The 25,936-nt window shown below is 48.0% G+C and carries 21 protein-coding genes; 10 read left to right on the top strand and 11 right to left on the bottom strand.

The genetic code is table 11. The annotated features are described in order from the left end of the window. The first annotated feature begins 9 nt into the window (after positions 1-9). From BFV64_RS04545 to BFV64_RS04535, 3 genes are all read left to right on the top strand, one after another. Positions 10-1,947: a putative bifunctional diguanylate cyclase/phosphodiesterase gene (locus BFV64_RS04545; RefSeq protein ID WP_058691185.1), complete on the top strand. Its 1,938-nt coding sequence runs from the start codon at positions 10-12 to the stop codon at positions 1,945-1,947. 238 nt (positions 1,948-2,185) lie between these two features. Further along, entirely contained in the window at positions 2,186-2,443 is a 258-nt protein-coding gene (locus tag BFV64_RS04540; protein ID WP_014882706.1) for a YjhX family toxin, read from the top strand. A gap of 10 nt (positions 2,444-2,453) precedes the next feature. Beyond that, positions 2,454-3,224, top strand: coding sequence for an SAM-dependent methyltransferase (locus tag BFV64_RS04535; RefSeq protein WP_069601770.1), 771 nt, complete (start codon positions 2,454-2,456; stop codon positions 3,222-3,224). 120 nt (positions 3,225-3,344) lie between these two features. Here the strand turns inward: BFV64_RS04535 and BFV64_RS04530 are convergent, their stop codons facing one another. Together BFV64_RS04530 and BFV64_RS04525 are read right to left on the bottom strand one after the other, a co-directional pair. Continuing rightward, the gene (locus BFV64_RS04530) at positions 3,345-5,093 is read right to left on the bottom strand and encodes an ATP-binding protein (RefSeq protein ID WP_069601769.1); all 1,749 of its coding nucleotides are present in this window, start codon (positions 5,091-5,093) and stop codon (positions 3,345-3,347) included. Further along, positions 5,090-6,055 carry a transporter substrate-binding domain-containing protein gene (locus tag BFV64_RS04525; protein WP_069601768.1) on the bottom strand — a complete coding sequence of 322 codons (966 nt, stop codon included), beginning with the start codon at positions 6,053-6,055 and terminating at the stop codon, positions 5,090-5,092. Before BFV64_RS04525 ends, BFV64_RS04530 begins: the two co-directional genes overlap by 4 nt. A gap of 453 nt (positions 6,056-6,508) precedes the next feature. Here BFV64_RS04525 and BFV64_RS04520 point away from each other — a divergent pair, with 453 nt between their 5' ends. Both BFV64_RS04520 and BFV64_RS04510 read left to right on the top strand, forming a co-directional pair. Continuing rightward, a complete protein-coding gene (locus tag BFV64_RS04520) occupies positions 6,509-6,952 on the top strand; it encodes a helix-turn-helix domain-containing protein (protein ID WP_127314866.1) in 444 nt (147 codons plus the stop codon). An 828-nt stretch (positions 6,953-7,780) separates the two neighbouring features. Then, positions 7,781-8,485: a response regulator gene (locus BFV64_RS04510; protein ID WP_045269286.1), complete on the top strand. Its 705-nt coding sequence runs from the start codon at positions 7,781-7,783 to the stop codon at positions 8,483-8,485. Here BFV64_RS04510 and BFV64_RS04505 read toward each other — a convergent pair. The 3 genes from BFV64_RS04505 to BFV64_RS04495 all read right to left on the bottom strand — a co-directional run bounded on the left by BFV64_RS04505 (position 8,451) and on the right by BFV64_RS04495 (position 14,582). After that, positions 8,451-10,763 carry an ATP-binding protein gene (locus tag BFV64_RS04505; protein ID WP_069601765.1) on the bottom strand — a complete coding sequence of 771 codons (2,313 nt, stop codon included), beginning with the start codon at positions 10,761-10,763 and terminating at the stop codon, positions 8,451-8,453. The two genes, BFV64_RS04510 and BFV64_RS04505, sit on opposite strands and share 35 nt — an antisense overlap. A gap of 75 nt (positions 10,764-10,838) precedes the next feature. Further along, positions 10,839-13,175 (bottom strand): ATP-binding protein, encoded by a 2,337-nt coding sequence (locus BFV64_RS04500; protein ID WP_069601764.1) that lies wholly within the window; start codon positions 13,173-13,175, stop codon positions 10,839-10,841. A 186-nt stretch (positions 13,176-13,361) separates the two neighbouring features. Beyond that, entirely contained in the window at positions 13,362-14,582 is a 1,221-nt protein-coding gene (locus BFV64_RS04495; protein ID WP_069601763.1) for a hypothetical protein, read from the bottom strand. A gap of 255 nt (positions 14,583-14,837) precedes the next feature. Between BFV64_RS04495 and BFV64_RS04490 the strand changes: the two genes are divergently transcribed. The 5 genes from BFV64_RS04490 to BFV64_RS04470 all read left to right on the top strand — a co-directional run bounded on the left by BFV64_RS04490 (position 14,838) and on the right by BFV64_RS04470 (position 21,241). Continuing rightward, the gene (locus BFV64_RS04490; protein WP_069601762.1) at positions 14,838-15,569 is read left to right on the top strand and encodes a fimbrial biogenesis chaperone; all 732 of its coding nucleotides are present in this window, start codon (positions 14,838-14,840) and stop codon (positions 15,567-15,569) included. Positions 15,570-15,596: 27 nt separating this feature from the next. Beyond that, a complete protein-coding gene (locus BFV64_RS04485; RefSeq protein WP_045269688.1) occupies positions 15,597-16,079 on the top strand; it encodes a CS1 type fimbrial major subunit in 483 nt (160 codons plus the stop codon). 56 nt (positions 16,080-16,135) lie between these two features. Next, positions 16,136-18,598 carry a CS1-pili formation C-terminal domain-containing protein gene (locus tag BFV64_RS04480; RefSeq protein WP_081330949.1) on the top strand — a complete coding sequence of 821 codons (2,463 nt, stop codon included), beginning with the start codon at positions 16,136-16,138 and terminating at the stop codon, positions 18,596-18,598. A 49-nt stretch (positions 18,599-18,647) separates the two neighbouring features. After that, complete coding sequence (locus BFV64_RS04475) at positions 18,648-19,340, top strand: response regulator (protein WP_069601761.1); 693 nt, start codon at positions 18,648-18,650, stop codon at positions 19,338-19,340. 650 nt (positions 19,341-19,990) lie between these two features. Beyond that, positions 19,991-21,241, top strand: coding sequence for a DUF6538 domain-containing protein (locus tag BFV64_RS04470; RefSeq protein WP_069601760.1), 1,251 nt, complete (start codon positions 19,991-19,993; stop codon positions 21,239-21,241). A 17-nt stretch (positions 21,242-21,258) separates the two neighbouring features. Here the strand turns inward: BFV64_RS04470 and BFV64_RS04465 are convergent, their stop codons facing one another. From BFV64_RS04465 to BFV64_RS04445, 6 genes are all read right to left on the bottom strand, one after another. After that, the gene (locus BFV64_RS04465; protein ID WP_069601759.1) at positions 21,259-21,933 is read right to left on the bottom strand and encodes a phage baseplate protein; all 675 of its coding nucleotides are present in this window, start codon (positions 21,931-21,933) and stop codon (positions 21,259-21,261) included. Positions 21,934-21,962: 29 nt separating this feature from the next. Next, on the bottom strand, positions 21,963-23,828 hold the full coding sequence (locus BFV64_RS04460; protein WP_069601758.1) for a hypothetical protein: 1,866 nt from the start codon (positions 23,826-23,828) through the stop codon (positions 21,963-21,965). Beyond that, the gene (locus BFV64_RS24010; RefSeq protein ID WP_032255343.1) at positions 23,828-24,022 is read right to left on the bottom strand and encodes an uL22 family ribosomal protein; all 195 of its coding nucleotides are present in this window, start codon (positions 24,020-24,022) and stop codon (positions 23,828-23,830) included. Before BFV64_RS24010 ends, BFV64_RS04460 begins: the two co-directional genes overlap by 1 nt. A gap of 136 nt (positions 24,023-24,158) precedes the next feature. Beyond that, on the bottom strand, positions 24,159-25,190 hold the full coding sequence (locus BFV64_RS04455) for a major capsid protein (RefSeq protein ID WP_069601757.1): 1,032 nt from the start codon (positions 25,188-25,190) through the stop codon (positions 24,159-24,161). Between the two features lie 16 nt (positions 25,191-25,206). Next, a complete protein-coding gene (locus BFV64_RS04450; RefSeq protein ID WP_032255273.1) occupies positions 25,207-25,569 on the bottom strand; it encodes a hypothetical protein in 363 nt (120 codons plus the stop codon). Further along, a complete protein-coding gene (locus tag BFV64_RS04445) occupies positions 25,566-25,790 on the bottom strand; it encodes a hypothetical protein (protein ID WP_069601756.1) in 225 nt (74 codons plus the stop codon). The genes BFV64_RS04450 and BFV64_RS04445 overlap by 4 nt, the downstream gene beginning before the upstream one ends. Positions 25,791-25,936 lie beyond the last annotated feature (146 nt).

The following is a 25,936-nucleotide window of genomic DNA, read 5'->3' as shown; positions in this document are numbered from 1 at the left end:
GAGAACATAATGAACAGGATACTGGTTGGTATCATTTTTTCTCTTTTTATCACGACAGGATATATTGCATTCCTTGTTTACGATCGACAGCAGGAGTTGCAAAAACTGACTCAATACACCGAGTCCTGGTCCGTGGCTCAACTGGTATCAGAGTATTACCGATTTGAATCATGGCTTGGTCTATACGCAACCGATACCGATGACGTTACGATAGACCAGGTCCGCATGCGTCTTGAAATTATGCTAAGCCAGAGCGATTTAATGAACGGCGGGGATTTAGGTCGCTATATTGACAGCGATAAAATGCACCAGGAACTCGCTTCGCGTTTAGAGAAAATACTGGCGTATCTGGATGGCAATCTCGAAAAAATGAGCCATCCGGAGTTACAGGCATACCTGAAAAATATGCATATGCTTGATGCGCCGCTCAGCCAACTTTCGGCCACGGCATTAACAAAAGATATTAATACAGTTAATGAATCAAACAGAAAAATCCAAATCCTGTATTATATTTACTCCGCGCTTTCATTACTTCTGGTGATATTAAGCTTTATTCTGGGCTTTTTAATGATCTACCAGAATAAAAACATTCTCAAAGCCCATATGCAGGTTAAAAGCCTGGCTGACGAACTACAGATATCAAAAGAAACGCTGCAGATTCAGAACGCGAAGCTGGAGTATGATGTTTATCATGATTCCCTGACCGGTATGAAAAACCGCCTTTTCTTCTGGGACGATCTCAACAAAATTAATCTTCAGGCGGATAAAAACCATATCCCCGTCACGGTGATGTTATTTGATTTAGACCGGTTTAAAGAGGTCAACGATACCTATGGTCATGATGCCGGAGATTTACTGCTGAACCAGGTCTCCCGCCGCCTTACCTCAATGAGCAGTGCGACGGATACGTTTTACCGTTTGGGTGGCGACGAGTTTGCCCTTCTCTCCAGCGGCCTGACGGAAAGCGCTGCGGTTTCGCGCGCCAAAGAGATCAGCGATCATATCAGCCAGCCCTATACGATTAATAACCAGCTGATAAAAATTGCCACCTGCGTGGGTATTGTTTTATCGGATAACGAACGACGCTCTGATTATCTTTACAAGTTTGCCGATCTCGCCCTCTACGAAGCCAAAAAAGAGGGCTCGCAGCAGATAAAAGTCTTCCGTCAGTGGATGCTGCAAAAACTGCAGGAAAGCAGAACCCTTGAACATGATATGGCGCTGGCGCTCGATCACCATGAATTTGTTGTGTATTACCAGCCTATTGTCGATGCATTCAGCAATGATATTTACGGCTATGAAGCGCTTATTCGCTGGATACATCCGCAGAAAGGAATACTGTCGCCGGATTACTTTATCTCTGTTGCTGAAAAAACAGGGATGATCAATGAGATCGGTAAAAATGTGCTTGAGCTTGCCTGCCGGGAGGCCGTTTCCTGGGCGGTTCCGGCACGGATCTCGGTGAACGTCTCGCCTGTTCAGTTAGGCACGAAATCCTTTACGGCGATGGTGCAGTCTATTCTGAAAGAGACTGGGCTACCGGCCAATCGCCTTGAGTTAGAAGTCACCGAGTCTTCACTCTTCAGTGACAGCAACACGCCAGTCACTATTCTCAAAAAGCTCAGATCGCTGGGGGTAAGAATTTCGATCGATGATTTCGGTACCGGGTATTCATCGCTCTCACGGCTCAGTGAACTCAACTTTGATAAAATCAAAATAGATAAATCCTTTGTGAATCCCATATCCACGCAAGATGAAGCGCTGAATATCGTTAAGCTGATCGCCGGTATGGCGAAGAGTCTAAATATGAGGGTCATTGCAGAAGGTGTCGAAACCGAAGCTCAGCTTGAACGTCTTCAGGCGCTTGGCTGCGACCTCGTGCAGGGCTATCTGTTCGGAAAACCGCAGGCTGAAGTCGACAAAAAAATAAAAAGCGGTGCAGCGTGATCCCACCGGGATCACACTTTTCAGCCGTGGGTATTCACATCCCCTCACCAGCTGTTACCATTCGCCCCGTAAATACCTTTCAACTCAACCCGAGGCTTTGATGCTGGAGAATGTCATCATCCGATAATCAGCTCCCCGACCTTTCAGGCCGGACTGATTATCAATGCGCCGAAATCGAATGCGGGCACCGCTGTGTGTTTGCACGTTTTGCACATGATGATTAAACAGGTTTTCCAGTATGAATTTATCCCGTCAGGAACAACGTACCTTACACGTTCTCGCCAAAGGTGGCCGTATTGTGCACGTCCGCGATACGTCCGGCCGCGTCACCGCCGTGGAATGCTACAGCCGCGAAGGGCTGCTGCTGTCTGATTGCACGCTCGCCGTCTTTAAAAAACTCAAAACTAAAAAGCTGATCAAATCCGTTAAGGGTCAGCCCTACCGCATCAATACCACCGGGCTGAACAACGTTCGTGCTCAGCCTGACAATCGTTAAGGAGAGGAATATGGATATCCCACGTATTTTTACCGTCAGCGAAAGCGAACACCGCATTCATAACCCCTTTACGCCAGAAAAGTACGCCACGCTGGGCCGCGTGTTACGCATGAAGCCAGACACGCGCATTCTCGATCTCGGCAGCGGCTCGGGAGAGATGCTTTGCACCTGGGCATGTGACCACGGGATTACCGGCACCGGCATCGACATGAGCCCGCTCTTTACTACGCAGGCCAAACTGCGCGCAGAGGAACTGGGCGTTGCCGAACGCGTTCAATTTATTCATAACGACGCGGCAGGTTTCGTTGCGGATGAAAAATGTGACGTGGCGGCGTGTATTGGCGCCACATGGATTGCAGGCGGCGTCGCCGGAACGATGAGCCTGCTGGCACAAAGCCTTAAGCGCGGGGGAATCATGCTCATCGGCGAACCTTACTGGCGGCGGCTTCCCGCAACGGATGAGGTGGCTCGGGCCTGTGGCGCCTCGTCCATCGCAGACTTTCTCACCCTGCCCGACCTCGTCGCCTCTTTCGATCAGCAAGGCTATGACCTGGTGGAAATGGTGCTGGCAGACCAGGAAGGCTGGGACCGATATGAAGCCGCGAAATGGATGACGCTGCGTCGCTGGCTGGAGCAACACCCTGACGATGACTTTGCGCAGGAGGTGCGAGCGGAGCTGAAAAGCGCGCCTGAACGCCATGTGACCTACACGCGGGAATACCTCGGCTGGGGCGTGTTTGCGTTAATGGCACGACAGGAGGACGTTTGCGGTACCGCCTAAAGGGGAAACCGGATATCTGATTAACTTACCCGGTATCTGCGATAAATTGACCCGAACCGCGCATTTACCCTACGATCGCCCGGTAGCGCTTCGCTTACCGGGCGGAAAGGAGGGAGATATTCAGGATTCCACCTCAGCCAACCAGCCTCCCACAGCAAGGTTAAACTCCTCCACCGCGTCACAAAGCGCTGACCACAGGGCATGCAGGTGTTCCAGAGCCTGTTCCGGACAAAGACAGGCCATCTCAAGTTCACGACTCGCCCGTTCAATCCGTCTCGCGCCACAAATTTTCGCGGCTCCCGACAGACGATGCATGCAAGCGGCCAGCTCCGGCCAGTCCTGCAGCTCAACCAGGTCTGCCGCATAGCGCAGATCGTCATTATTCGTTTGAACGGTTACCCGCAGCAACTCTCCCAGCATCTGCTCATCAAAGCTGCTGAGCGCCTCCAGCTTCGGGTAATCCACCACTCGGGAGAGAGAAACGGCCTCCCCCCTGGGCGCAGCAATGTTTTTCATCACGTCATTCAACAACGTTTTGAGCTGGGACATCGGAAGAGGTTTGAACAGGCAGTCGTCCATTCCGGCTGCGAGGCATCTGGCCCGCTCTTCAGGCCAGGCATTGGCCGTTAGACCGAGGATGATCAAGGCGTCACCGGCACGTTCCCGCAGCAGACGCGTCAATGCCAGACCATCCATCCCCGGCATACTGCAGTCGGTAATAACCACATCAAATCGCGTATCCTGAAACAATTCCCAGGCCTCCAGGCCATTCTGTGCCTCCTTGACATGGTGACCAAGATGCATGAGCTGGCGGCGTAACAGCATTCGGTTCGCGGGATGATCGTCCACCGCCAGAATGCTCAGAGGACGATGAGGAACCGCTATTGGTTCGACATCTGCCTCCGTTGGACTGACGGGGTTGTCCCGCTGCTGGACTGACACCGTAAAACTGACCTGCGTTCCCTTACCTTTCTCACTCGCGATGGTAATACTGCCGCCCATCATCGTGACCAGCTGCGCGCAAATCGCCAGTCCCAGCCCGGAACCACTCTGGACGGCACCATCCCTCGCCTGGACCCAGGGATCGAAGATATTCTTTTGCTCTTCCGCGGAAATCCCTCGCCCCGTATCCGAAACGCTAATGTGCAGAAGATAGTTAGCCGGGGCCGTTTCACCGTTAAAAAGGGTCATTTCAACGGTGATGCAACCTTTCTCGGTGAATTTAATGGCGTTACTCACCAGGTTTGAGAGCACCTGTCTGAACCGCAGCGGATCGAGAAAAATCTCCTCTGGCAACTCTGGAGGCACCACATATTGCAGACGTAACGCTTTCTGCCTCGCCAGGCCCTCGAAGACCCGCACCACTGGCGGTAGAAGATCCGCCGTTCGGACCCACTGCGGAGTTAATTCAAGTCGACCTGATTCAATCCGGGCCATATCCAGAATATCCCCGATAAGCCCCATTAAGGAGCGGGCAGATTCACAGGCAACCCTGACGGGATCGTCATCTTCCCATGTTTTATCTGCGGCGTTGACCGTCAGTTCAAGCAGCCCAATGATGGCGCTTACTGGCGTCCGTATTTCATGACTCATGGTTGCCAGAAACGTACTTTTTGCGCGGTTAGCCTGTTCGGCGCGTTCCGTTTCTTCTGAAAGCGCACGGGTCAGCGTTTCGTTATAGGCCAGCTGAGACTGAAGATCCTGCTGAGCCAGCTGACGGGCGCCAATTTCGCGCCGCAGGTAATAGATCCAGATAAGTGAGGTCAGAATGACAATCCCGGCCACCCCGGAAACCAGCCAGAAGCGGGTTCTGTACAGCTCCCACGTATTGAGTCTGACATCGGGTCGCGTCTGCCATTTATCGATCACATGAGTGATACCGGAACATGCGTGTTTACCACATACACCGCAATCTTAGGATGATGCGCAATCCAGTTTCTTTCCTCAGAAGTAAGAGCGTTTTTAAGGGTCTTTTTTCCCTCTTCCGACAGGCGCGTCAAACCCCACGTCTGGGCTACTTCATTGTAAATGTGTCGGCGACGATCTCTGAGTGCCGTGTTGATGGCATCCTTGAGGGGCATCATGTCCGGACGGATGATAAATCTGGGTCCCTGTTCTGGCAAAAACGTACTGGGGGACAGCGTTAACTGGCTATTGAAATTCTGACGATTAATCTCGGCAGCCGTCACAAAGTTGGTCCAGAATACGGCATTGTCATCATTGGCCACAGACGCCATTGCGCGGTAATCATCTGTAGCGGCAGTCAATGAAGCCTTCGGAAACACGTTTCTTAGCTGTTCGCGTAACGCATCTCCACCAATATAAAACAGCACTTTTCCACGTAATCCGTCCGCTTCCCGAACCGGTTTTTGGCTCACCAGAACAGCACGATCGGCCAGATAACGGTCGGTCAGAAGCAGATCGGGATGACGTTCTGTATCGGTAAGGGAACGATCGTCGACGATCATGTCCACCTGTGACGCGGTTAAGGCTTCCAATGCTGCAGAACTGTCAGGGTAACGTAATACCTGGAAATCCACTCCCAGCGTGCGGGACAAACGTTCGAGGTAGTCCGCCGTAATCCCCTCAAAATCCCGATCGGCAATGCTCACCTGATAGGGTGGATGTGCGGATGCGCTCACCCCAACGCGGATTGCTGGATGCTGTTGAAGCCAGCCTTTATCGTCAGGATTAAGTTCGGGAAGGGGCTCAGAAAAATGCGTATGGGCCAGAAGATTTAGCGAAACCGGTTTGGCCGAAATAGCAAAAGCAGGTCCCAGCAGACAAATCAACGCAAGAAGAAGGCCTGACTTATTCCATAATGCTGACATACGCCTCCATTAGCGTGTGCGTCGAAGCCTGTTCGTGAATTCAGTCAAAAATACGCCGGAAGTCTGACCCTGAATGTGATGGTTATTAGGTCTCTAAACCTTACTGCTCGCTCAGGCGTGATGAACCGGCTGAACCTGTAGTCCCCTGCCTACAGGATAAGGTGGCGCGGTCTCATATTTCTCCCTGTTCTTTTCCGTTACCGTAAATATACGACAGAAATCTTTCCCAGGCGCAGTGTAAAAAACATGATGAATGACAACCCTATCTTCGATAACCCCCTTATGCCTGACACAAAAAGAGCCCCTCTCCGGCGCGTTCTTATCGGAACGGCATGCCATTTTACGTCGCAGGGGCTTTATACGGTTTTATCGGCAGACGCACAGGCATGCGGTAGGTTGCTCGTAACAAAAATCTCGTCAACTACGCTCCCGCACACCCACTGCAACGCAGATATGGTGATTCTCGACGAGGTCGCCTTAAGGGAGGACAAACTGAATATTTTGTCGGCATGTATTACGACGGACACGACGATAGTGGTCATGACAGACCGTATTTTTCGCGATACTTACAGCCTTGAGCACAATAAGAAAATCATTTTTATTGAGAAATCGGCTCCCGTAAACAGGTTAAAGCGCAGTCTGTTTCATCTTCTGCTGTCTGCTATCCCCGTCCGTAGATCTTCTCGTCCGGAGGGACATCAGCGCGCCAGAATGGTTGAACGCGAAGTGTTATACGCCTTAATGAAGGGGGAAAAACCCGGCGATGTTGCCCGGAGGATGGGCATCAGCTACAACGCGGTAAGTCGATACAAAATGCTGGCCCTAAAACGAGCCGGGTTGAAAAGCCTGAATGCACTGTTAGTAAGAAAAAACAGACATCTTTATCAAAACCTGTAGTTCTCCATTGCAGCGTGAGCATTTTAGTTTGCCAGAACAAATTCCCGTTGATACCAGAAAATCCGGGCCAGAAACCGCACTATCAGGCTTTGGGTTGATTCCGCTTGGCCTGGAATGAGTTTGAGATGATGCGTTAACAGAAACCAATAAAACATAATCATTTGATTTACAGAGCCATTTAAATTCTAAAACTCTTGTAGCGGCCAAAAAATGGCCACCACATTACCTCTGCTGATCCGTCATGAAGGCAAAGCCGTCGGGCATAGTGTATTTAACCGGGCAACCTTCAAAAAAGAAATGGATTCGAACCCTGTGCCGCAGATCAGGACCATCCTGCACCTTCCCCCCTTTCAGAGGCACACAAAGCCTGCTGGATGGTGCAATCACTCACAACTCAGCCAGATCCAGTGTGCTCAGATCCGGGCTCACGCCATGACCGGTATCGCTTTGAGTCAGTTGTTCAGCAAACAGACCAGACGGCGCGCGGGCTGATTTCCTGACGCTACCGTGGCTAGTCAGCCATGCTCAGTGAACCTGGCTAAGACGAGGTGGAAATGGTGCAGTGATAACGAATATATTCTGCAAGCGTGTTCTATATGGGCTCTTTCAAATCTTCGCGCGTGCGAACGTTAATTTCATGTATAAGTGCTACCCCCCGCTAAACTAACCTTAAGTTGTGGATCCTGTAGGATTGATTTGGCGAGTTTTGAATCATAAAGTGATTATCGTCAGATTTATGGAAGGTTGCGGACAGGAAGTCGACAAAGCGGGAGTTTTTACAATGCTCCACACTAAAGTTAACCGAATCTTTTGCTATGAGTGATTGTGATGAAAAGTACAGCGCGAAATCAGGTTTCCATTGCCTTGTTAGACGATCATCTTCTGGTGCTACGAGGGCTTGCTGATGTATTGCGCGAAAACCCTGATTTTAATGTCACAGGTACTTTTACTGACAGCAAAGAATTACTGAAAGCGCTGAAGGCATTTAAAGCTGATGTGATAATTGTGGATTATGAACTTGCGCCGTCTGATATCGACGGCCTCAGCCTTATTCAGATGGTTCGCCGGCAGTATGAGGATGTTGCCATTCTGGTACTTTCAGCGCATTACAACACAGCCACTGTAGCGCAGGCACTGCGCGGTGGGGCCAACGGATTTATTGGTAAAAATCGACCTTTTGAAGAAATTCAAAATGCAGTACTTGAGGTCAGCCGTGGTAGAACGTTCATTGAAAGCCGAATGGCACAGGAGTTGGCCCAATATCAGCAGCAGGGGGAAGTGCTGCTGACAGGAAACTTCAGCAAGGTGAATGTTGAACGGGCATTAAGTCTGGCGGTTCTTTCACCTAAAGAGCAGGAGGTTATCCGATGTTTTATTACCGGTATGACAGTCACAGAGATTGCCGAGAAATTTAACCGTAGCCTGAAGACCGTTAGCGGCCAGAAACAGAGTGCTTTGCGCAAGCTGGGTTTGAAAGCTGACCACGAGCTTTTTATTATCAAAGATGAGTTAATGAAGATACTTCATTTTTAAGCGTTTGCAGCCAGGATTCCTTCTGGCTGCTGCTGAGTTCAGCACCTTCCCGCAGTGCCGCTTCAATCCGGGTGGCGACGTATGCCAGGTTATTGAGGTTATACGTCTGGGCCGCGCCGCGAAGACGATGGACGTGATACTGCATCAGCCTGACATTGCCATCCGAGCTTGCAGCGGAAAATCCCTGCAGGTCTTCCCGCAACCACCGCGCCAGTTCCTCCTCCTGCTGGGGATTTTGCTGACGTTTTAAGCGTGCTGTTGATGGGGAAAGATGGCACCAGCGACGCAGATTATGCGCCAGCGAGCTCAGTACGATAGGTTTGCTGAGCACCACGTTAATTCCGCTTTGCTGGCAACTTGAAAGATGCGTTTCGTCACTCATAGCAGAAATTGCAATCAAGGGCATAGCTTCACTGCCACGTTGCTGCTCAATTTCCCGAAGCCTACGCGCAACATCGTAACCGCTCAAGTCGGGAAGATTAATGTCAAGCAGTATCACGTCATAATAGTTTTCATCGGCGATTTTACTTAAGGCTTGTGCTCCAGTCTCGACTATATCGGCCTGGCAACCCAGCACCGCCAGCTGATCCTTCAATATTCGTTGTGCAGCAGGGTGATCTTCCACGACAAGAAGTATTGTATCGGACTTAAAAAGCGGAAGATCTGGCTCGGCAGGCATTCTCTCAGGTTCAGTTAAACGAAGGGGTAGCTTTATGCTAAATAGGCTTCCCTTGTCCGGTTCGCTCTGACATATCAGCTCACCCTTCATCAGACGCATCAACTGCCAGCAAATCCATAAACCCAGCCCGCTACCTCCATAATGGCGATCGGGTGCGTCGTCCGCCTGCATCCAGGCTTTAAACAGGTTATGTTGGATTTCAGGTGAAATGCCTATACCCGTATCGGCGACGTCTAGCGAAATCATGCACGTTTTATTGGCCAAAAACTCACCCTTTAGCGTTACTGAAACAGAACCACTCGCGGTGAACTTTATTGCATTGGACAGCAGATTGTTGACGACTTGTCTGATCCGGTGCGGATCACCTTCCATCATCTGGTTATCGAGGTTGGGAGTGATACATACGGACAGCATCAGTCCTTTTTGCGCGGCAAGTGGACGATAGCTGTCACATACCGCACGGATGAGCTCTGCAAGTACAAACGGGCGCGACTCAAGGCGGATACCTTTCTGGCTTATTTTGCTGTGATCAAGTATATCGTTTAGCAGGTCCAGCAGACTGCGGGCGGAAGAACTGGCAAGTGCGAGATACTGTTCCCGTTGCTCATCCGTCACCGGGCGATTCAGCAGTTCAAGGGAGGCAATCATCGCATTCATAGGCGTGCGAATTTCATGGCTCATCATTGCCAAAAACTGCGTCTTATGTTTTTCACTGGCCATGGCTTTTCGCCACAGTTTTACGGTGCGTTGCAGCATCCATCCCAGCAATATCAGCAGCAATAAAAAAGCCGAAATTTCCAGACTGTACAAAGAAAAAATAACCCCAGTGCTGGGATAGCCGAGTTTCATATCACTCACCCAGCGGTTAAAAATAGTATTACTCATTTGTGCTGGAATCGATCCTAGCGACTTATTTATTATGCTCAATAGCAGAGGCTGATCCTGCCGAATAGCGATATTAATACCCGCGCGTAATTCAGGGATCTGCCCTGCAATGGCGAGCTTATGCGAGTAATACCTGTAATAAAGAGGCCTGATGACCAAATCAGCGCCAAGTCCGACATCCGCATCCCCACTATAGATCGCTTCGAATAATCCACGAGTATGATCCTGGGGGACCAGGCTAATCTCCGGGTGGTGTTCGCGAAGCCAGCTTTCATAATAAGTGCCACGGCGAACCGCAACGCGTTTCCCACTGAGTTGTTGCAGTGACTGTATTGTGGCCGCGTCATTATCACTGATAACCAGGGCGTGTGTGGTCATCCATCGCTGGCTGAAGCGCCATTCTTTAAGCTCGCTTTCGGGTAAAAATTCAGGGGATATTGCGGAAATAAGCTGCGGGGCTTTGGCTCCGTCAGTCAGAATAAAATTCAGCCCGCTTATTTTGCTTATCACGTCGAGGTAATCACGACTCAGACCAAAATGTTGTCCTTTTTCTTCATAGTCCAGAGGCCAGCTGGGGATGACGTTATAAATGACCTGCTGATGTTCTGCGATCCATCGTCGTTCTTCCGGGGAAAAAAGCGGCTCTGATGCCGCAGATGGCAGGTGATAAAACAGACCTGTGAGTGTCATCAACAGGCTGATGATGAAATGCATAATGAATAACCTGAATTCCTAAAATCAATTCAGGTATTTGATGAAAAAAAAACCACAAGCTCTACAAGAGCACTCTCATTTGATTTTGATGTGATCCAGTCTATTTCTCCACGCATCAATTCTGAGCAGATCGGGCACTCCTTGCCGTCGCAAGGATTGTTCAATTTCTTCCGAAAGTAACGCGAGCTCGGAAAGATTATACATCTGCGCCACGCCGCGTATCCGGTGGCTGTAATAAATCATCTGAATATTGTCACGGCTCTCGCATGCCTGGTGAAATTGATCTATGTCCTGTCTGAGCAACTGCTGCACTTCGTCATTAATCACCGGCGAGGATCTGCCTGCGAATGAGGTATCGTCGTTGAGCTGTCCAAAATTAAGCCCCTGATGAGAGGGGAGACAATACCGCCTAAGCATTTCTGCGAGTGGGTTTAAACGGATAGGTTTGACCAGTACATCGTCCATACCGCTTAGCTGGCACCGTTTATGGTGTTCCTGACTGCTGACAGCAGAAATAGCAATTATAGGCATGCGTTCATGTTGGTGCAGGCGTTCATATTGCCTGATTTCACCGGCCAGCCAGTAGCCATCTTTACCCGGCAGATTACAATCCAGCAGCATAAGGTCGTAATAATTTTCATCTTCAAGCAACTGAAACGCATCCTCCGCACTTTGAGCGACTTCCCATTCGCAACCCAACAGATCAAGCTGCGCAGATATCACGCGTTGATTAGCGGGATGATCCTCAACAATCAGCACACTTAAGCCCAGAGAAAGCACGGGCAGGTTATCCGCGGTGGGCGTATCTGTTTCGGGGGGATGTACGCGTTGCGCCGACAGTGTGCAGGTAAAGATGCTGCCCTTACCTTGTTCACTTTTAAGCGAAATATCACCTCCCATTTGTTTTGCAAGCTGGCGGGACAGGTAGAGCCCTAAACCACTGCCGCTGCGAAGGCCTGTACCACTGCTTTCAGCCTGGTGCCACGCCTGAAAAAGGCGCTGCTGATCGACTTCACTGATACCGATACCGCTGTCCGTTACCCTGATGGAGAGTACTCCGCATACACTTTCCTCTGACGTCCAGGTGCACTCTAATGCAATGCTACCGACGTCAGTGAATTTGACCGCGTTTGAAAGAAGATTATTAACAATCTGCCTTACACGGTGTGCATCTGCGTCAATCCATAAATCGGAGGGTAAAGCGTCCAGCGCAGAATATAGCTTTAATCCTTTGCGTTCTGCTGACGGCCGCTGGCTGTCACATACCACCATGAGTAACTGACGAATATCGCAGGGAGCCATCTGAAGCGGCACAGGCTGATGGGTGAGTTTGCTGTGGTCGAGCACATTATTGAGTAATTCCAGTAAATCATTGGCTGCAGAGAGCGCGAGCGCCTGATATTCCTCCGATTTATGCTGGCCCGCTGGCTGCTGTTGGAGCTCCAGAGCGGCAACAATGGCGTTCATCGGCGTGCGAATTTCATGACTCATGATGGCGAGAAACTCTTCTTTTTGTTTTTCGCTTCTCTGCGCCCGTCGGCGAGCCTTAAGGGCGTAAAACAGAGTCAGCATTAACAGCATTAACAGAATGCCAAAAACAAAAAGTTCATAGCGATAATGGTATATAACCACGCTTATCGAGGGCGAACCAAAATCTACAATACCTACCCAGTGTTCAAAAACCTGCTGTGCCTCAAGGGCGCTGATGCTTTCAAGGGTGACGTTGATAATATCGCGCAGTATCGGATAGTGAGGATCAACGGCCATATTGATGCTGCTGGCCATTTCAGGGACCTGTCCGGATATGGCCATATCACGTGCATAATAACGCTGGAGAAGCGGTAAAATCACCAGCCCTGAGCCAATAGCAGCATCGCTGTCACCGTCTTCAACCTTCTGCAGTGCAGCCTTTACATCGCTAACTTCAACCAACCGTATTGCAGGATTATGCTGGCGGATCCAACTGGCATATTCACTGTTTTTCTCGATCGCCAGCGTTTTACCGGACATTTGACCCAGAGTCCGGATGCCTGTCGCGGTATTTTTACCGATCAGCATGGGCATGGTGTTAGCCCATGCATGAGTCATCAGCCAGCGGGATTTATCGTTATCGCTAAGTAATTGCACGCTGAGCGCCGCAACAAGCATAGGCGGTGATGCTACCGCGTCTTCAGGAGCGATATACCTGAAATGCAGCCCCGTCCGTGCGCTGATTTCCTGCAGAACACTCTGACTGAGCCCGACCGGATGACCGTTGACGCGAAAGTCCTGCGGCCAGCGGTCGCTGACGGTGTAGGTGACGTCCGGATGGTGCTTAATCCACTCCAGTTGTTCCGGGCTAAGCGCTGTCGGCTTCTCCTGAGCGGCAGATAAAGTGATAAGACAGAGCAGAAGTGTTATCCACTTTTTCATGAATTAACCATCAATATAATCTCAATAAGAGATATTGATTGCGAATAATGGCGCACTTTGCAAGTTAATCATGTTGTAATGAGGCTGTAAGCAGTGGAGATGCGTTGCGGGGATCTCGCCTGAGCCAGCATGCACCGGCGTCAGGCGGAATGGATCGCCCCATTCGAAGAGGTAGTAAGGGGCAGGTTATTGGCTGGCGAAAGGCAAATCGGCATCAAATACGAGCGTTACTGCCCCTTTCCAGGTGGTACCGGGTTGGGTGATCATTTTACGACTATCAGGCCCATTAATCTTAAACTGAACTGTTGATGAAGCGGCATTATTAAATTGTGTGGGTTCAAGATTAAAGCTTGGCATATGATTTTGTCGCATCGGTAGCACCATATCTGTCACGGATTCACCCGTTATTATATTTCGCATTTGGGGCATCGTTACGGAGATAATGACGGGAACCGTTTCAGCTGAACCCTCCTTTTGTAATGCACAGTTGCCAAGCTGGTTATGTTCGCATTCAAGATATAAGCTAAATGGTGCCGAAGCGGTTAAAGCGAAGGTTGATTGTGCTCTTAATGGAACCTCATTTGCACCAGAACCGATTACAGTGTCCCAGCCCCCTTGAGGTTCCAGCATCACTTTTTGAGAGCTGGTGTGTTCAACCTTGAAATCATGTTTGATTGTGGTCCGAATCGTAATTTTTAACTCATTATCATTGTAAGTGGCGTTACCCAAATCTATCGCACTGTTATTACCTACAAAATAGCTAATTGAACCCTCATAATTACCATTGGGTAATGACATGGGACTTAACGATCTCAACTCATAACCGATGGAAATCGGACTTATGGTAATATCATTTACATTTACATCCGGGACTTTTTTATAGCATTCCAGACCAGGTCTAGGATGTATCCACCCAAAATCATAAACTGTTGAACTGCTTAGAGAAGTGGCCCGCTCACAACCGCCAACAGGCGATAGCCCACCCACGGAAAACTTGTCCTTATCCCATCCTGTTCGGGTCACAAACCTGGTGAACACAGCCGTTATTCTAAATGTTGCGGTGATTTGTTTGCGGCTGCCTCGATCATATAACGTCACAATTCGCCACCCGTTGTCGATGCGCTGATAAAGCTGGTCTCTTAAACTGGTGCTATTGAAATTTAATACGCGATTTCTTGCACTCAAATTAGTTGCAATTGTGACATTCCCCGCTCTGCAATATGCCGTATTTGCATTGGTCTGACAAAACCCTGAAATAGGCGTAGTGTTCACAAATTCATTATTACCAGGATTTACGGCTGAAGGAGTAAACTCTGTAGTAATAATAACTTCGTCTGCATAGACAAAGCGATTAGTGGCAAGCGTAAGCAGTAATAGGATAAAAATTTTTATAACCGGGTTCATCATAATAATCTCTTAGTTCGATGTTGATGTAAGCTTGTTTTATTTTTGCAGTAGCTCCAACAGGAGTACTCTCAAACTGGGCGCAGTTATAAGATATCTTTTGCGAGAAAAAGGATTCTTCCTTGCACGACGACATTCATGTTTTGAGAGTGGTCTTGTGTAAGAGTAAGCTTAGTTTGAGGCATAGTCTTGCTCATTGAATACGCACAACCTCATATTGCATGGGCACGAGGTGGTGTTAATCACTGAGAGGTCACAATGTTAAAAACTTTATTAGGTATTGCACTATTCACCGCTTCAGGTATTGCAGCCGCAACGCCACAAATCTCTATCGGCTCTATGTATGAATTTATAGATGCGGATAAAAGCACCTTATTGAAACGTATTCGTAACAACGGTGATCAAACGGCTTATATCCGCACGGAAGTCAGTGAGATAATTTATCAACACGATGGAAAAAAAATCGAACGAAAAATGGATGCAAGCGAGGTAGCCCGCGGAAACATTAATGGCCTGGTGTTTACCCCATTGCGCATGATTATTCCTGCCAAGGCTATGCAGTCCGGTCGATTAGTGTTTTCTGGTAAGCGTGAACAGGAGCGCTATTTCCGAGTACGCTTCTCACCAGTATTACCTAAAGATCAGTATGAATTTAATCAATCTAAGCAGGAGTATGAGGCTTATCGTCAAAAACTTAGTGCAGGTATTAATATCCTGACAGGATTTGGCGCAATGATTATTGTACGCCCCGAAAATGTCAGATACAGCACGCAAATCGAACGTGTCGGACAAATCATTTCATTTAAGAACAATGGCAATAGCACAGTTTTAATTGACGGAATTAAAGAATGCATAAATAAAAAGTGCGCGCCAGAAAATTCGGTTTTCTTGTTACCTGGTAAAACACACCAGATACACCAGAAAACCAATCATTCTCTGCAATTTATTTTGCAGGAAGGAAGTAAAAGTACACCGAAATCATTCGGTTAATGTTTAATCCCTTATTGAGAGTCTACCATGTTCAAGAAAATTCTCCTTACCGCACTGATTAGCACCTCTGCTACGGCAATTGCAGATGACACCACTACACTACAGTTTGATTTAGAAGCTACGGTTCCAACAACGCGTTATTTCGTTGAATTTAACGACCCTACTTTTGGCACGAATACACAGGAGATGGTGTGGAACCAAAGTGCTCAGAAACTGGATAATGTTTCTACTCAACTGAAAGCGCTAAATAATAGTGGAAAAATTGAGGCTTATATTGCTTCCGCAGCAGAGTTAGTTCACGAAACTGATATCAGTAAGAAGATCCCGCTGACAGTAACCATTGACGGAAAAACGTTACCTGTTGGGGCTGCTTCAGCCGTTGAGATTGTGGATGATGCGACTACCACAGTACAGACGTTGCCGCTGGTGGTTAGCCCAACAGGAGCACCAACCTATGATGATGGGAAATATAACGGCACCGTCACCATGAATTTTGATCACAGTTTTTAATTGTGCCTGTTTGAATACAAGGGCGCGTCAGCGTCCTTTTTTTAACGGATAAAACCATGACGTTATTCTCAAAAAAAACTCTGACCATTGCGGTAATGATGTCGTTGATGTCGCTGCCGGTCACTGCATTCGCCATGGAAGATTTGAACACACAGGCAGAAAATTTGCCTGCAGATTTTAGTAGTCATTTCTTCGATGCGCCATTGCTGACCAAAGTTGAGCTGGATGGAGAGTATTTAGGTGACGCCATGGTTTTATTATCAAGGAATAACACCGTACAACTTATTAATTTCTCCCAATTCTCGGAAAGCAAATTATCATCACAAGTCCGTAATCGTTGGGAAAATACACTTAAACAGTCGAACAAGCTAGGGAAATGCGATAAAAATTGTGCAGACGGCTTAATTAGCCTTGATTACAGCTTGATCAACGCGGCGCTATATATCACCACCGATGCAGATAAAAATGCCCGGGGCGGCGTGCGTCACATTGCTCTGCCTGAAACCGGCAGTAGTGGATTGATACTGCGTAACCAGATGAATTTAGTTGGGGGTGAAATGCAGCCCTGGTCTGGTTATCAAAGCTTACAGGCGCAAGGCAGTATTGGGAACTGGACGGCACAGGCCAGTAGCCAGCTCAGCCGTAGTGATGTTGAGAATAGTCATACTGAGGCACGTGTAAGTTCGCTTTTTTTACAACGTGAACTACCGGGGAAATTAGTTAGAGCAGGTCTCTTTATGCCTGATAGCCAGGGAATTTTGCGCCAGCCGCAAATGCCCGGCAGCCAAAGTAGCCAAACATTGGTTGGCGTGATGGTTGGAAGTTCAGACACGTTATTAGAAACGTCGGGGCAGGCCAGCGTCTATCCGCTTTACGTCACTGCCAATCGAGACGCAATCGCTGAAATTTATCGCGATGGTGTGTTGATCAATAGCCAGCCGGTTAAACCGGGTATGCAACAACTCGATACTACGGTATTGCCCTCCGGCATTTACAGTGTTGAGGTGCGTATACTTGAATTGGGTAAAGAAATTAGCCGCAGCGAAGAAACAATTTACAAGCCCAATAGCTGGCGCAATCCCGAAAGTCGCTGGCAATACAATATATATGGAGGTGTCGAACAACAGCTGGGCAACAATCGTCTTAACGATAACAGTGGCAAAGAGGCATTGGGTGCTAGCGCTAACTATTTGTTGCATCCGCGTGTAATTGTAGGTGCTGCAGGACAACGTAATGCCAACGGGAACCAGGTGGGCGCTTCAACCGATATTCAGGCTGGGCAGAATGTCCGCCTTTATGGCAGCGTCGGCGTGAGCGACAGTCTGGGGTCGCGATTCGACACGCAGTTCAACTGGCAAATGCGACCACAAACCAGCTTAATGCTGAATCATAGCCAGAGCTGGTACGGCGAGGAAAACTCCTTTTGCGGTAACAAAAAGTGCCAAACCACTAAGCATCAATCCAGCGGGGCGACACTCAACCATCGACTCGATAATGGCGACTCGCTTTCGCTACGCGGCACGCATTACGAACGTGAAAAGAGCGTTGGGATAGATGCTAACTGGCGTACTCGTTTCACCGTTAAAGACACGCCAATCTCATTAACGCTAAACGGCTTTGATCGTCCTTATCGCCAAAGTGGGAGCACAAGAAATCGTGGAGCGAACCTTAATCTCAGCTTCGCCCTGGGCGGGAGTGGACGCAGCATAAACGCGACATTGGGCAGTCGTAATGATAACCGGGGTGAACGAGAAATGTTCGCTTCCGCGGGTATAAGCCAGTCCTTTGAGCAAGGGAGCATTAAAAGCTTTTCGGCAGGGGTCACCGGCGATCGATATGGTCTGAGCGGCAATATTTATAGCGACTTCGCGCATCGCTACGCCAGCGGTTCGGTATATGCGCAAAGTACCAGCAATAACAGCAAATTGAGTGGCGGTATCAACATGAGTAATACGCTTGCCGTCGGTGGCGGTAAGGTCTCTGCCAGCCATACCCCTGAATCATGGGCCAGTCACACCGGCATGATCATTGATGTTGAGAGTGACGATGCAGATGTCATCCTCAAAGCCTGGGATAGCATGGGAACCACCAGCACTTTACGTGCCGGTCGTAATTTCATTCCCGTGAATGCGTGGAAATCAGGTCAGATGCAAATTGATTTCATTGGTAAAGATGCGCCAGCACTTAAAGTCTGGCCAACGGAACTGCCTTATCACTTGAATAAAGGGGGGGTAGCAACCGCTAAAGTACGCGTAATGAAAACCGTCACGGTGATTGGTCGCGTGGTAGATATTAACGGAAATCCTTTGTCCGGTGCCAAATTAGTGAATCATGCCGGACATGGTATCTCTGAAGGGGATGGTTTTTTTGTCACTGATATGCATGAACATACGCCGGAACTGATCATTCATTCACGTAACGATCAGCAATGCAAAGTACATCTGGATGTCAATGCATTCAAGCGTGAAAATAATACGCTGATGGTCGGCGATCTGAGTTGTAAAAAGCAAAAGAGTTAAGCCTGCACGTGCAGACTTTTCAAAGATATTAATACAGGAAGCGGACCCCATGAATTTCAGCCGTTCTCAACCGTTGCGCATCATTATCCTTGACGATCAACCAATTTTTTTACGGGGCGTTCATAATCTCTTCCAGCATGAGTTTGATATTAAATTGTTGGGTAGTGTAAGTGATTGCACAGATCTGGATATGTTCATTAATGATGCTGATATTTTGCTTATGGATTTTGCGCTTTTGCCGCAGAAAAAAAACGGAATCAACTTAATTAATTATTTGCATAAGCACCATCCAAATTTATATATTTTAGTGATGTCTTCGTTTTATTCTGCCAGCAGCGTCTCCATGGCATTGCGCAATGGCGCACGAGGGTTCATTCACAAGCAGGCGTCAGAAGCTGAAATGATTAATGCGGTAAAGGTGGTCGGTAGCGGCAATGTGTATCTGGAGCTGGAAATGGCGGTACTGCTGGCGCAATTACATTACGCTGAAATGCAGGCTTCTTCCAGACATGCGCCGCCAACGCAAGAAGCTTCGCGGGTTTCGCTCAGCAATTTGTCGCCCAAAGTGCAGGAAGTCATACACGGCCTGCTGGAGGGAATGACTGTGAAAGAGATTGCACAAAAATATGGACGCAGTATTAAGACTATCAGCGGACAGAAACAGGCCGGTATGCGCAAACTGGGGCTTAAATCGAATAGAGAACTTTATTTACTGCGCCATAATCTGGACTACAGCGCATAACAAACACAAGTCATTGACCGCCGGACTCAGCAATATTGCGAGCAAAAACAATTGAGTTGAATTGGATAATGAAATGATATCAACATTATTTATTTGTCGAGTTTTTTTATTTTACAGACTTCATAATATTGGAGGTTAAAGCAGAAGAAGGAATTAGAGTAAACTATATAATAAATTGAAAATGAGTTAGTTTTCAAGTTACATCTTTATATATTCCCGAAAGCCATGCCACTCAAGCGCCACAGAATGAAACATATTATTGAGTGGTACATCCCGAATCTGCTTTTCTTCTTTCCTGGTAAAGGATGGGTCGATACCATCTGTCAGCTTATAGGCTTTCTCTCTGGGTTTAGCAGCGCCAGCCTGTCGCGTATTAAGTTTCAGTGAAGCTATAACCCTGGAACGAATATAAACCCGTTGATAACAGGAAATAAGATTACAGGACGGAAACAGCTTTGAGTTGTTTTCGGTAGACATGAGAAGAGTTTTGAGTGGTGCCGATAATAGGAGTGTAACACGCGATAAATCTTGTGTTCAGGTCTTCACCTACGACCTTCGCAACTACCTGATTTAACGATTTTTACGCACACTGATAATCTGGCATTCACGCTGCACATGATAAACGCCCCTCAACTTTAACGGGGTGGAAAATGAAATACAAGCCGGATCAATACATCATTTCCGATAGTTACGGAATTTATTACGTCAGGATCTCAATTCCTGTATGGCTTCGTAATGCATTTGGTGGAAGAAAAACTCTCGTCCGTAGTCTGAACACTTCCGATCTTCGTGTGGCTCGTAGGAAGCGTGATGTTATAGCCGACGAATTTCACCACATCAGGCAAATTGCAGAGCCGCCAAAACCGGACAGCTTGCAGGACACGATCAGCTTTTTAAAGAGCGTGGCTAAGTACGCGAAAGCTGCCCCGAAAGCATCAGCGCCGATTATCTACCACTGCCCCTCTCTGAATAAGATGTTGGAGATTTACCTCACGCATAATGCTGATCGTCTGAAAATGGGAACATTAAGCAAGACCAGAAAAGCCGTTGAACTGTTCCTGAATTACCTGCGAAAGAAGGATGTTGAACTAAATGATATCAACCGTACCACCGTTACAGGCTGGCTTGATCATCTCCGAGAGACAAAGGCAGTCCAGACAGTGGCTAACTACCTATCAGCAATGGCAAACATTCTCGATCTTGCCTCTTCCCGATACCAGGACGCCCCACCGCTGGAAAGTAACGTGTTCAGGGGGCATAAACTCAACACAGCGCAGAGCCGCCAGAGTTACGAGGCATTCACGGACGTAGAAATTACGAAGCTCATTAGTGCGTTTAACGAGTTAGGAGAGGACGAACTAAGGGATGTGACCGCTATCGCCGCTTATAGCGGGATGCGCATTAATGAAATAGCCAGTTTGAAATCTGAAAATATCCGTGAAGTCGAGGGGGTGTTATGTTTCGAGGTGACGGAGGGTAAGACACGCAATGCGGCGCGGTTGGTTCCACTTCATAGTGCGATTAAAACAATGGTGCTGGAACGCTGCCAGAAGCCGCACAACGGCTTTTTATTCTACCGTGCAAGTGTGACCAAGAGAGAGGACGGCAAGCGCTCATCGTGGCACGTAAACCGCTTTGGACGGCTTAAACGCGATATTCTCCCTGGGCAGGAAAACAAGGTGTTTCACTCGATCAGGCATCTGGTTGCTCAAACGATGGACAGGGGCGGGGTTGGATTTGCAGAACTTAAGCCCGTACCAGAAGACCGGATCGCCCTTCTCCTGGGTCATTCGAGAGGGGAAACGGAGAGTTTCAAGACATACTCTAAAAATGCCGCCTCTCCTGTTGAACTACGGCAATACATCGAATTGCTACGTTATCCAGAGATAGAGAATCAATAAAAAGGGGCGTAAGCCCCTTATTTTTTAAACTCCGTAGTAACAGTATCACCTTCGATTTTCTTAGGTGCATTATTCACTACCTTCTGTTTCACCGTACCACCAATAGATTTATTACCCTGCGTTTTAGTCGCAATTACATTAACTGTAGCAGTGCTAACAAGCCTGATCTGTTCAAATTCAAGATCGAATTGCATAGCAAATTCAGATTTATAATCGTAACTGATTCCAGATAGAATTACATTCTCATACACTTTGTGCTCTGTCACTAATGTAATAGGCTGACGACTATCAAAGATTTTATCAAGATACTGGATAGCCTGAGAAATACGAGTACCATTAACGCCAGCACTGTATAATAAATCTTTCTCAAGCCTTACCGGAGTTTCGGTAATAATCCCCGATAGCTTAAAAGTGTTATTCTTAATCTGAACATGATCGCTCACTTCTGCCCCGCTCTCAACGGGATAGCTTGTAATGTCTGCCTGTCTGCGGACTCCCGTATCTGTCACTGCATCAAAAACAATAGCCTGATAGTTTTGAATGTAGCTATCAGAAGCTGGATTATAAACAGATGCGAGGATAGTGAATCCATTTTCACCTTTATTACGGGTGGCGCTGCTGTTATTACTATTTGAGGTTGAATTGATTCGGGAAGAATCGCCCCCGATTGTTAAACTTCCTGGTGTTGCCATTTTATTTTATTCCTTATGAAGAGGGGCAATTAGCCCCCCGCCCCTTGTCCAGATGAAACAGCCAACACCATGCGCTGATTGTTCTGATTAATACGCTGATCTACGCTCGCATTTAGCATGTTTCCGAATGTCGGATCAGGGGCAATAGTGAGAGAGATCATTCCTTCCGGCAGGTTATTTTGTAATACCACTGGCTGAACCACTGTATTTTTAGCTGGCGGTGTCGCAGTAGCCGCTGCCGATTGTTTCAACATAGAAACAGGAGAATAATCACCGTTGGCGCTCTGAGCGTAACTGCTAACATCCTGCGCCCCGCTTGTACCGTTCCACCATTCACGCATTGTGTCGAATACATTATGCTCATGTGTGCCGTCTGCTTTAGGCTGGCTGGCTCCGTAGGCGTTAGCCACTGGATTACTCCCAGGCAGTGCAGGTGCTGACGTTGTGCCGTAATGCTGGCTCACCGCCTCTATAGTAGTGTTGTCACCGTTCAGAAGATTCAGCTTACCAGTGATCCAGTTGGAGAGTTTAATCAAGCCGGATACAAGATCACCGGCTGCTGCCCCTGCCCCCTTGAAGAAGGGTAACGCCTCCTGCATAGCTTCCTTCCACTCTTTAACCGTCGCAGGGTCGAGAGACTCCATGAAACCTTCGAAGAAGGCCAACTTCTGGCTATCGTTGAGAATGTCCATTTCCTGATTAAACTTGCGATAGGCCACAAGCTGATCTTGCTGGGCTTCGTCCAGCCATTGCCCGTTACGCTTGAGCACGTCCACCTGATCAGTGATCGCTTTTCCTTGATTAGAAAATGCCTTGTGATACAAGCCTAAATCGTCTGCAAGGTCTTCCAGATTATGAAGAATTTGCTCTTGTGAATACCCTTTCCCCTGCATGGTGTTAGTGTAGGCAGAGACGAAGCCAAACGGGTTTGATTGGAAGCCTTTCAGGTCATCTTTAGTGAATCCCATGTTCAGGGCTGTATCTACAGCAGCGTTCCCGCCTTTCCATTGTCCAGACTTCTTATCAAAGGTGCTGTTGGTGTAGCTGTCTGCCAGCTTTTCGGAAATGTCTTTCCCCGAATCGAGCAGCTTTCTCTCCCCTTGAATTCCCATTCCTGAGTCGATCCCGTTAGCCGTGGCATACTGCGAAAGTGCCTGTAAAACGTTGTAATCCACCCCGCCCAACTTCGCACGGGCGACAATTTCACTACGCTCTTCCTGTGCGGTTACAGCATCTTTACCCCATGAATAAGCACCGTAAGCCGCCGCACCAATACCAGCGCCAGCAAGCGCACCAGTGCCTAACCCCATAAGCCCGCCTGTAATCGCTCCAGAGCCGCCAACGGGAGCCGTAGCGCCTCGTTTAGCTGCTTGCCTACGTTCTGCGTTGATACGTCTGTAACCCTGCTGGAGGCGCTTAATCTCACTGTTTTGGCGTGCTAAAGAAATTGTGCCCTGGGAGTACGCTTTGGTGATCCGTGACGCCTGTAGCGCTGCCTGTGTTAGCTCAACATTGGTTAGGTGTTGCATACTCTTAAAGCTGCTGGCAGTGTCCAACAGCTTCAGCTCTGCCCTTTCACGGCGCTGTGCATTTCTCGCGGCCTCTTTCGCTGCCTGAGCCTCTACACGAAGCGCGGCCTTAGCTGCCCTTGCCTTTTCTCGTTCATCGTTGCTACGAGGCTTAGAGGCTTTCTTATTCAGCTTATCTAATTCTCTTTCAGCAGACTTTAGCCCCTGGCTGAATCTCTTCATGTTTATTGTGGGGTCTTTAATACCTTTCGCTTTCTTCTGAATCTGGTCAAAAGCATCTAAAGCGGTTTTCATCGAATTACGATCAACACTAAATGTCACCACGTTACGGATGGTACTTGTATTGACGATTAGTCCACCTGACATTATTCACCGCCTTTCTTTTCGTTCACCAGATAATTAAGTGCATCTGATACACTCATTCCTCTGAAAATAAGTTGTCTTAAATGTGAATGACTCACATCAAGTGCTCTCGATACGGCTGCTAAATTGAGTATTTGCTCTGCACTTGTATCATTTAGTTGTAAATGCAAGCCTCGACTCTTTAGGATAATTTCCAATTTTATCTTTCCTCCTATTCTGGAAATAAAAAAGGGCGGGAACACTGGGGAGATTTGCGCTCTCATAGTTCCCAACGTTCACACGCCCTATTCAAAGCCTGATTATTTTCCAGCGGGTCAGGCTCCCGCTTGCTCACTATTCTGTGGCTTTAATGTGAACGGAGAAGTTCAGGCCGTGGTTAACTGGCAGTGCTGAGTTCTCGGAAATCACATTGATTGCGTTACCGCGCTCGCTTTCGAAGCTCCAGCTATAAACTTCCGCAGGTGCTGCATTAAGAAGTTCAAATGTTGAAGAAGCTGCGCCGTAGATGTTCTGGTAAATACCGCTTCCCTTAGCGAATTGCGGGATAGCGATAGCATCAGCATCACCCATTTGTGCTAATAGCAGCGGATCAGTTACTTTCACAACATCGCAATTTGTGCCTGGAATGCTAAAAGTGCTCACGCCTGGCAGGAGGTCACGACGCTGGAATACTACGTTCCCTTCGTCCAGTGGGCTGACATAGCGGAAAGCCGCTTCCATTGCAGGGCTGAAACGCAGATCGCTATAGAATGAGCCTTTAGCAAAAACAATAATTCGCTCCACTGCCGACGCCTGGCTTTGTGCCGCTTCGGTGATTTGACTCACCATGTCGTCAATGGCACGTAGAGTGCTGCTATCTGTAGCTGACAGATCAAGAGTGGCATTCATCGGGGCTACGCCGAACAGATCGCCAAAGTCGATTAACAGATCGTCTGTCTTAGGCGTATACACCTGACCAGAGAACAGAGAGCGAGCAAGATAGCTTTCGCGAGTGCGCATAAACGCTACAGCGTGTTTATTCATGTAATCGCTGTAAATGTCTGTCACTGTTTCTTGAATGTCGCTTCCAGGCTTACGCTTGCCCTGAATGTCTGACGGAGTGATCACGTCTTCACGCAGGAAATACGGAAGCTCAATAAGCCACTCTTTACCGCTCTGACGTTGCGTAGTGTTATGTTCGTTGGAGAACCTTGCAGTAGGCTGATTATACAGGCTGGTGTTATCTTCCAGCAGACGGGACACGCTCACCTTATGAGATGTAACTCCGTCGCCATCAAAAATGTTTAGTGACGACAGTAAAAAATTGCGGGTGCTGGTTAGCTGGAATAATGGGGAAAGGTCGATACGCTCGTTTCCAATAATCATTATTTATCTTCCTTGCTTAAGAGGTGAAAAATTCACGAGTGGCGAAGCCTTGCGCCTGTAATGCGCTGATCGCTGCTGCGTGGTTAGCTGCGTTGAGATTGTCGCTCTTGAGGGCAACGTATGATCCAACGTTGGGAGCGCGTAGGACGTTCACAGGCTTATTACTACCTGCTGTAACGAAGTCGGACACGCAGACATAAGCCACGTTCCCAGATGTATAGAGAGCGCCGGAGGCGTCTAAAACATCGCCGCACTGCACATCAGCAGGAAGAGAAGCGAACACTTTACTGTCTACTGCTGCAAAATTGTCGGTCGCAGCACTCACAATGTCTGTGTAGCTCTTACGTACCGGAAAAACGTCTGATAGGGTGATAATCATTGTTTGGTTGATTCCTTTTTTACTTTATTGGCGATCCGTTCCTGAATACTTAATTTATTTGGATTGGTGTTTTCAGAAGGGAAATACTGGTCTACAGCCTTTTCTATTTCTTCTACAGTGCATCCTGCCATTTCAGCCACTTTAGCTATTAATTCAGGGTTACACAAAATCACTTCATCTTTGTATTTTAGGATTCGGTCGCGATTATTTAATAAGAACATTGTTGTTGTTCCTTCGCGTTGGTCTGTGCATTAATTACGAAAGCATTAATAACGAAAGCGTTACACACAGATTGTTAAAAAGGGGCGGTTAAGCCCCTGGAGAGAATGCCCCTTGCTAAAGAAAGCATTGTTTAACGTCATAGAGG

Origin of the sequence: Enterobacter kobei (assembly GCF_001729765.1) — a bacterium.
GTDB lineage: Bacteria > Pseudomonadota > Gammaproteobacteria > Enterobacterales > Enterobacteriaceae > Enterobacter > Enterobacter kobei.
Note: the sequence above shows the minus strand (reverse complement) of the source record. Positions and strands in the feature narration are given on the sequence as shown.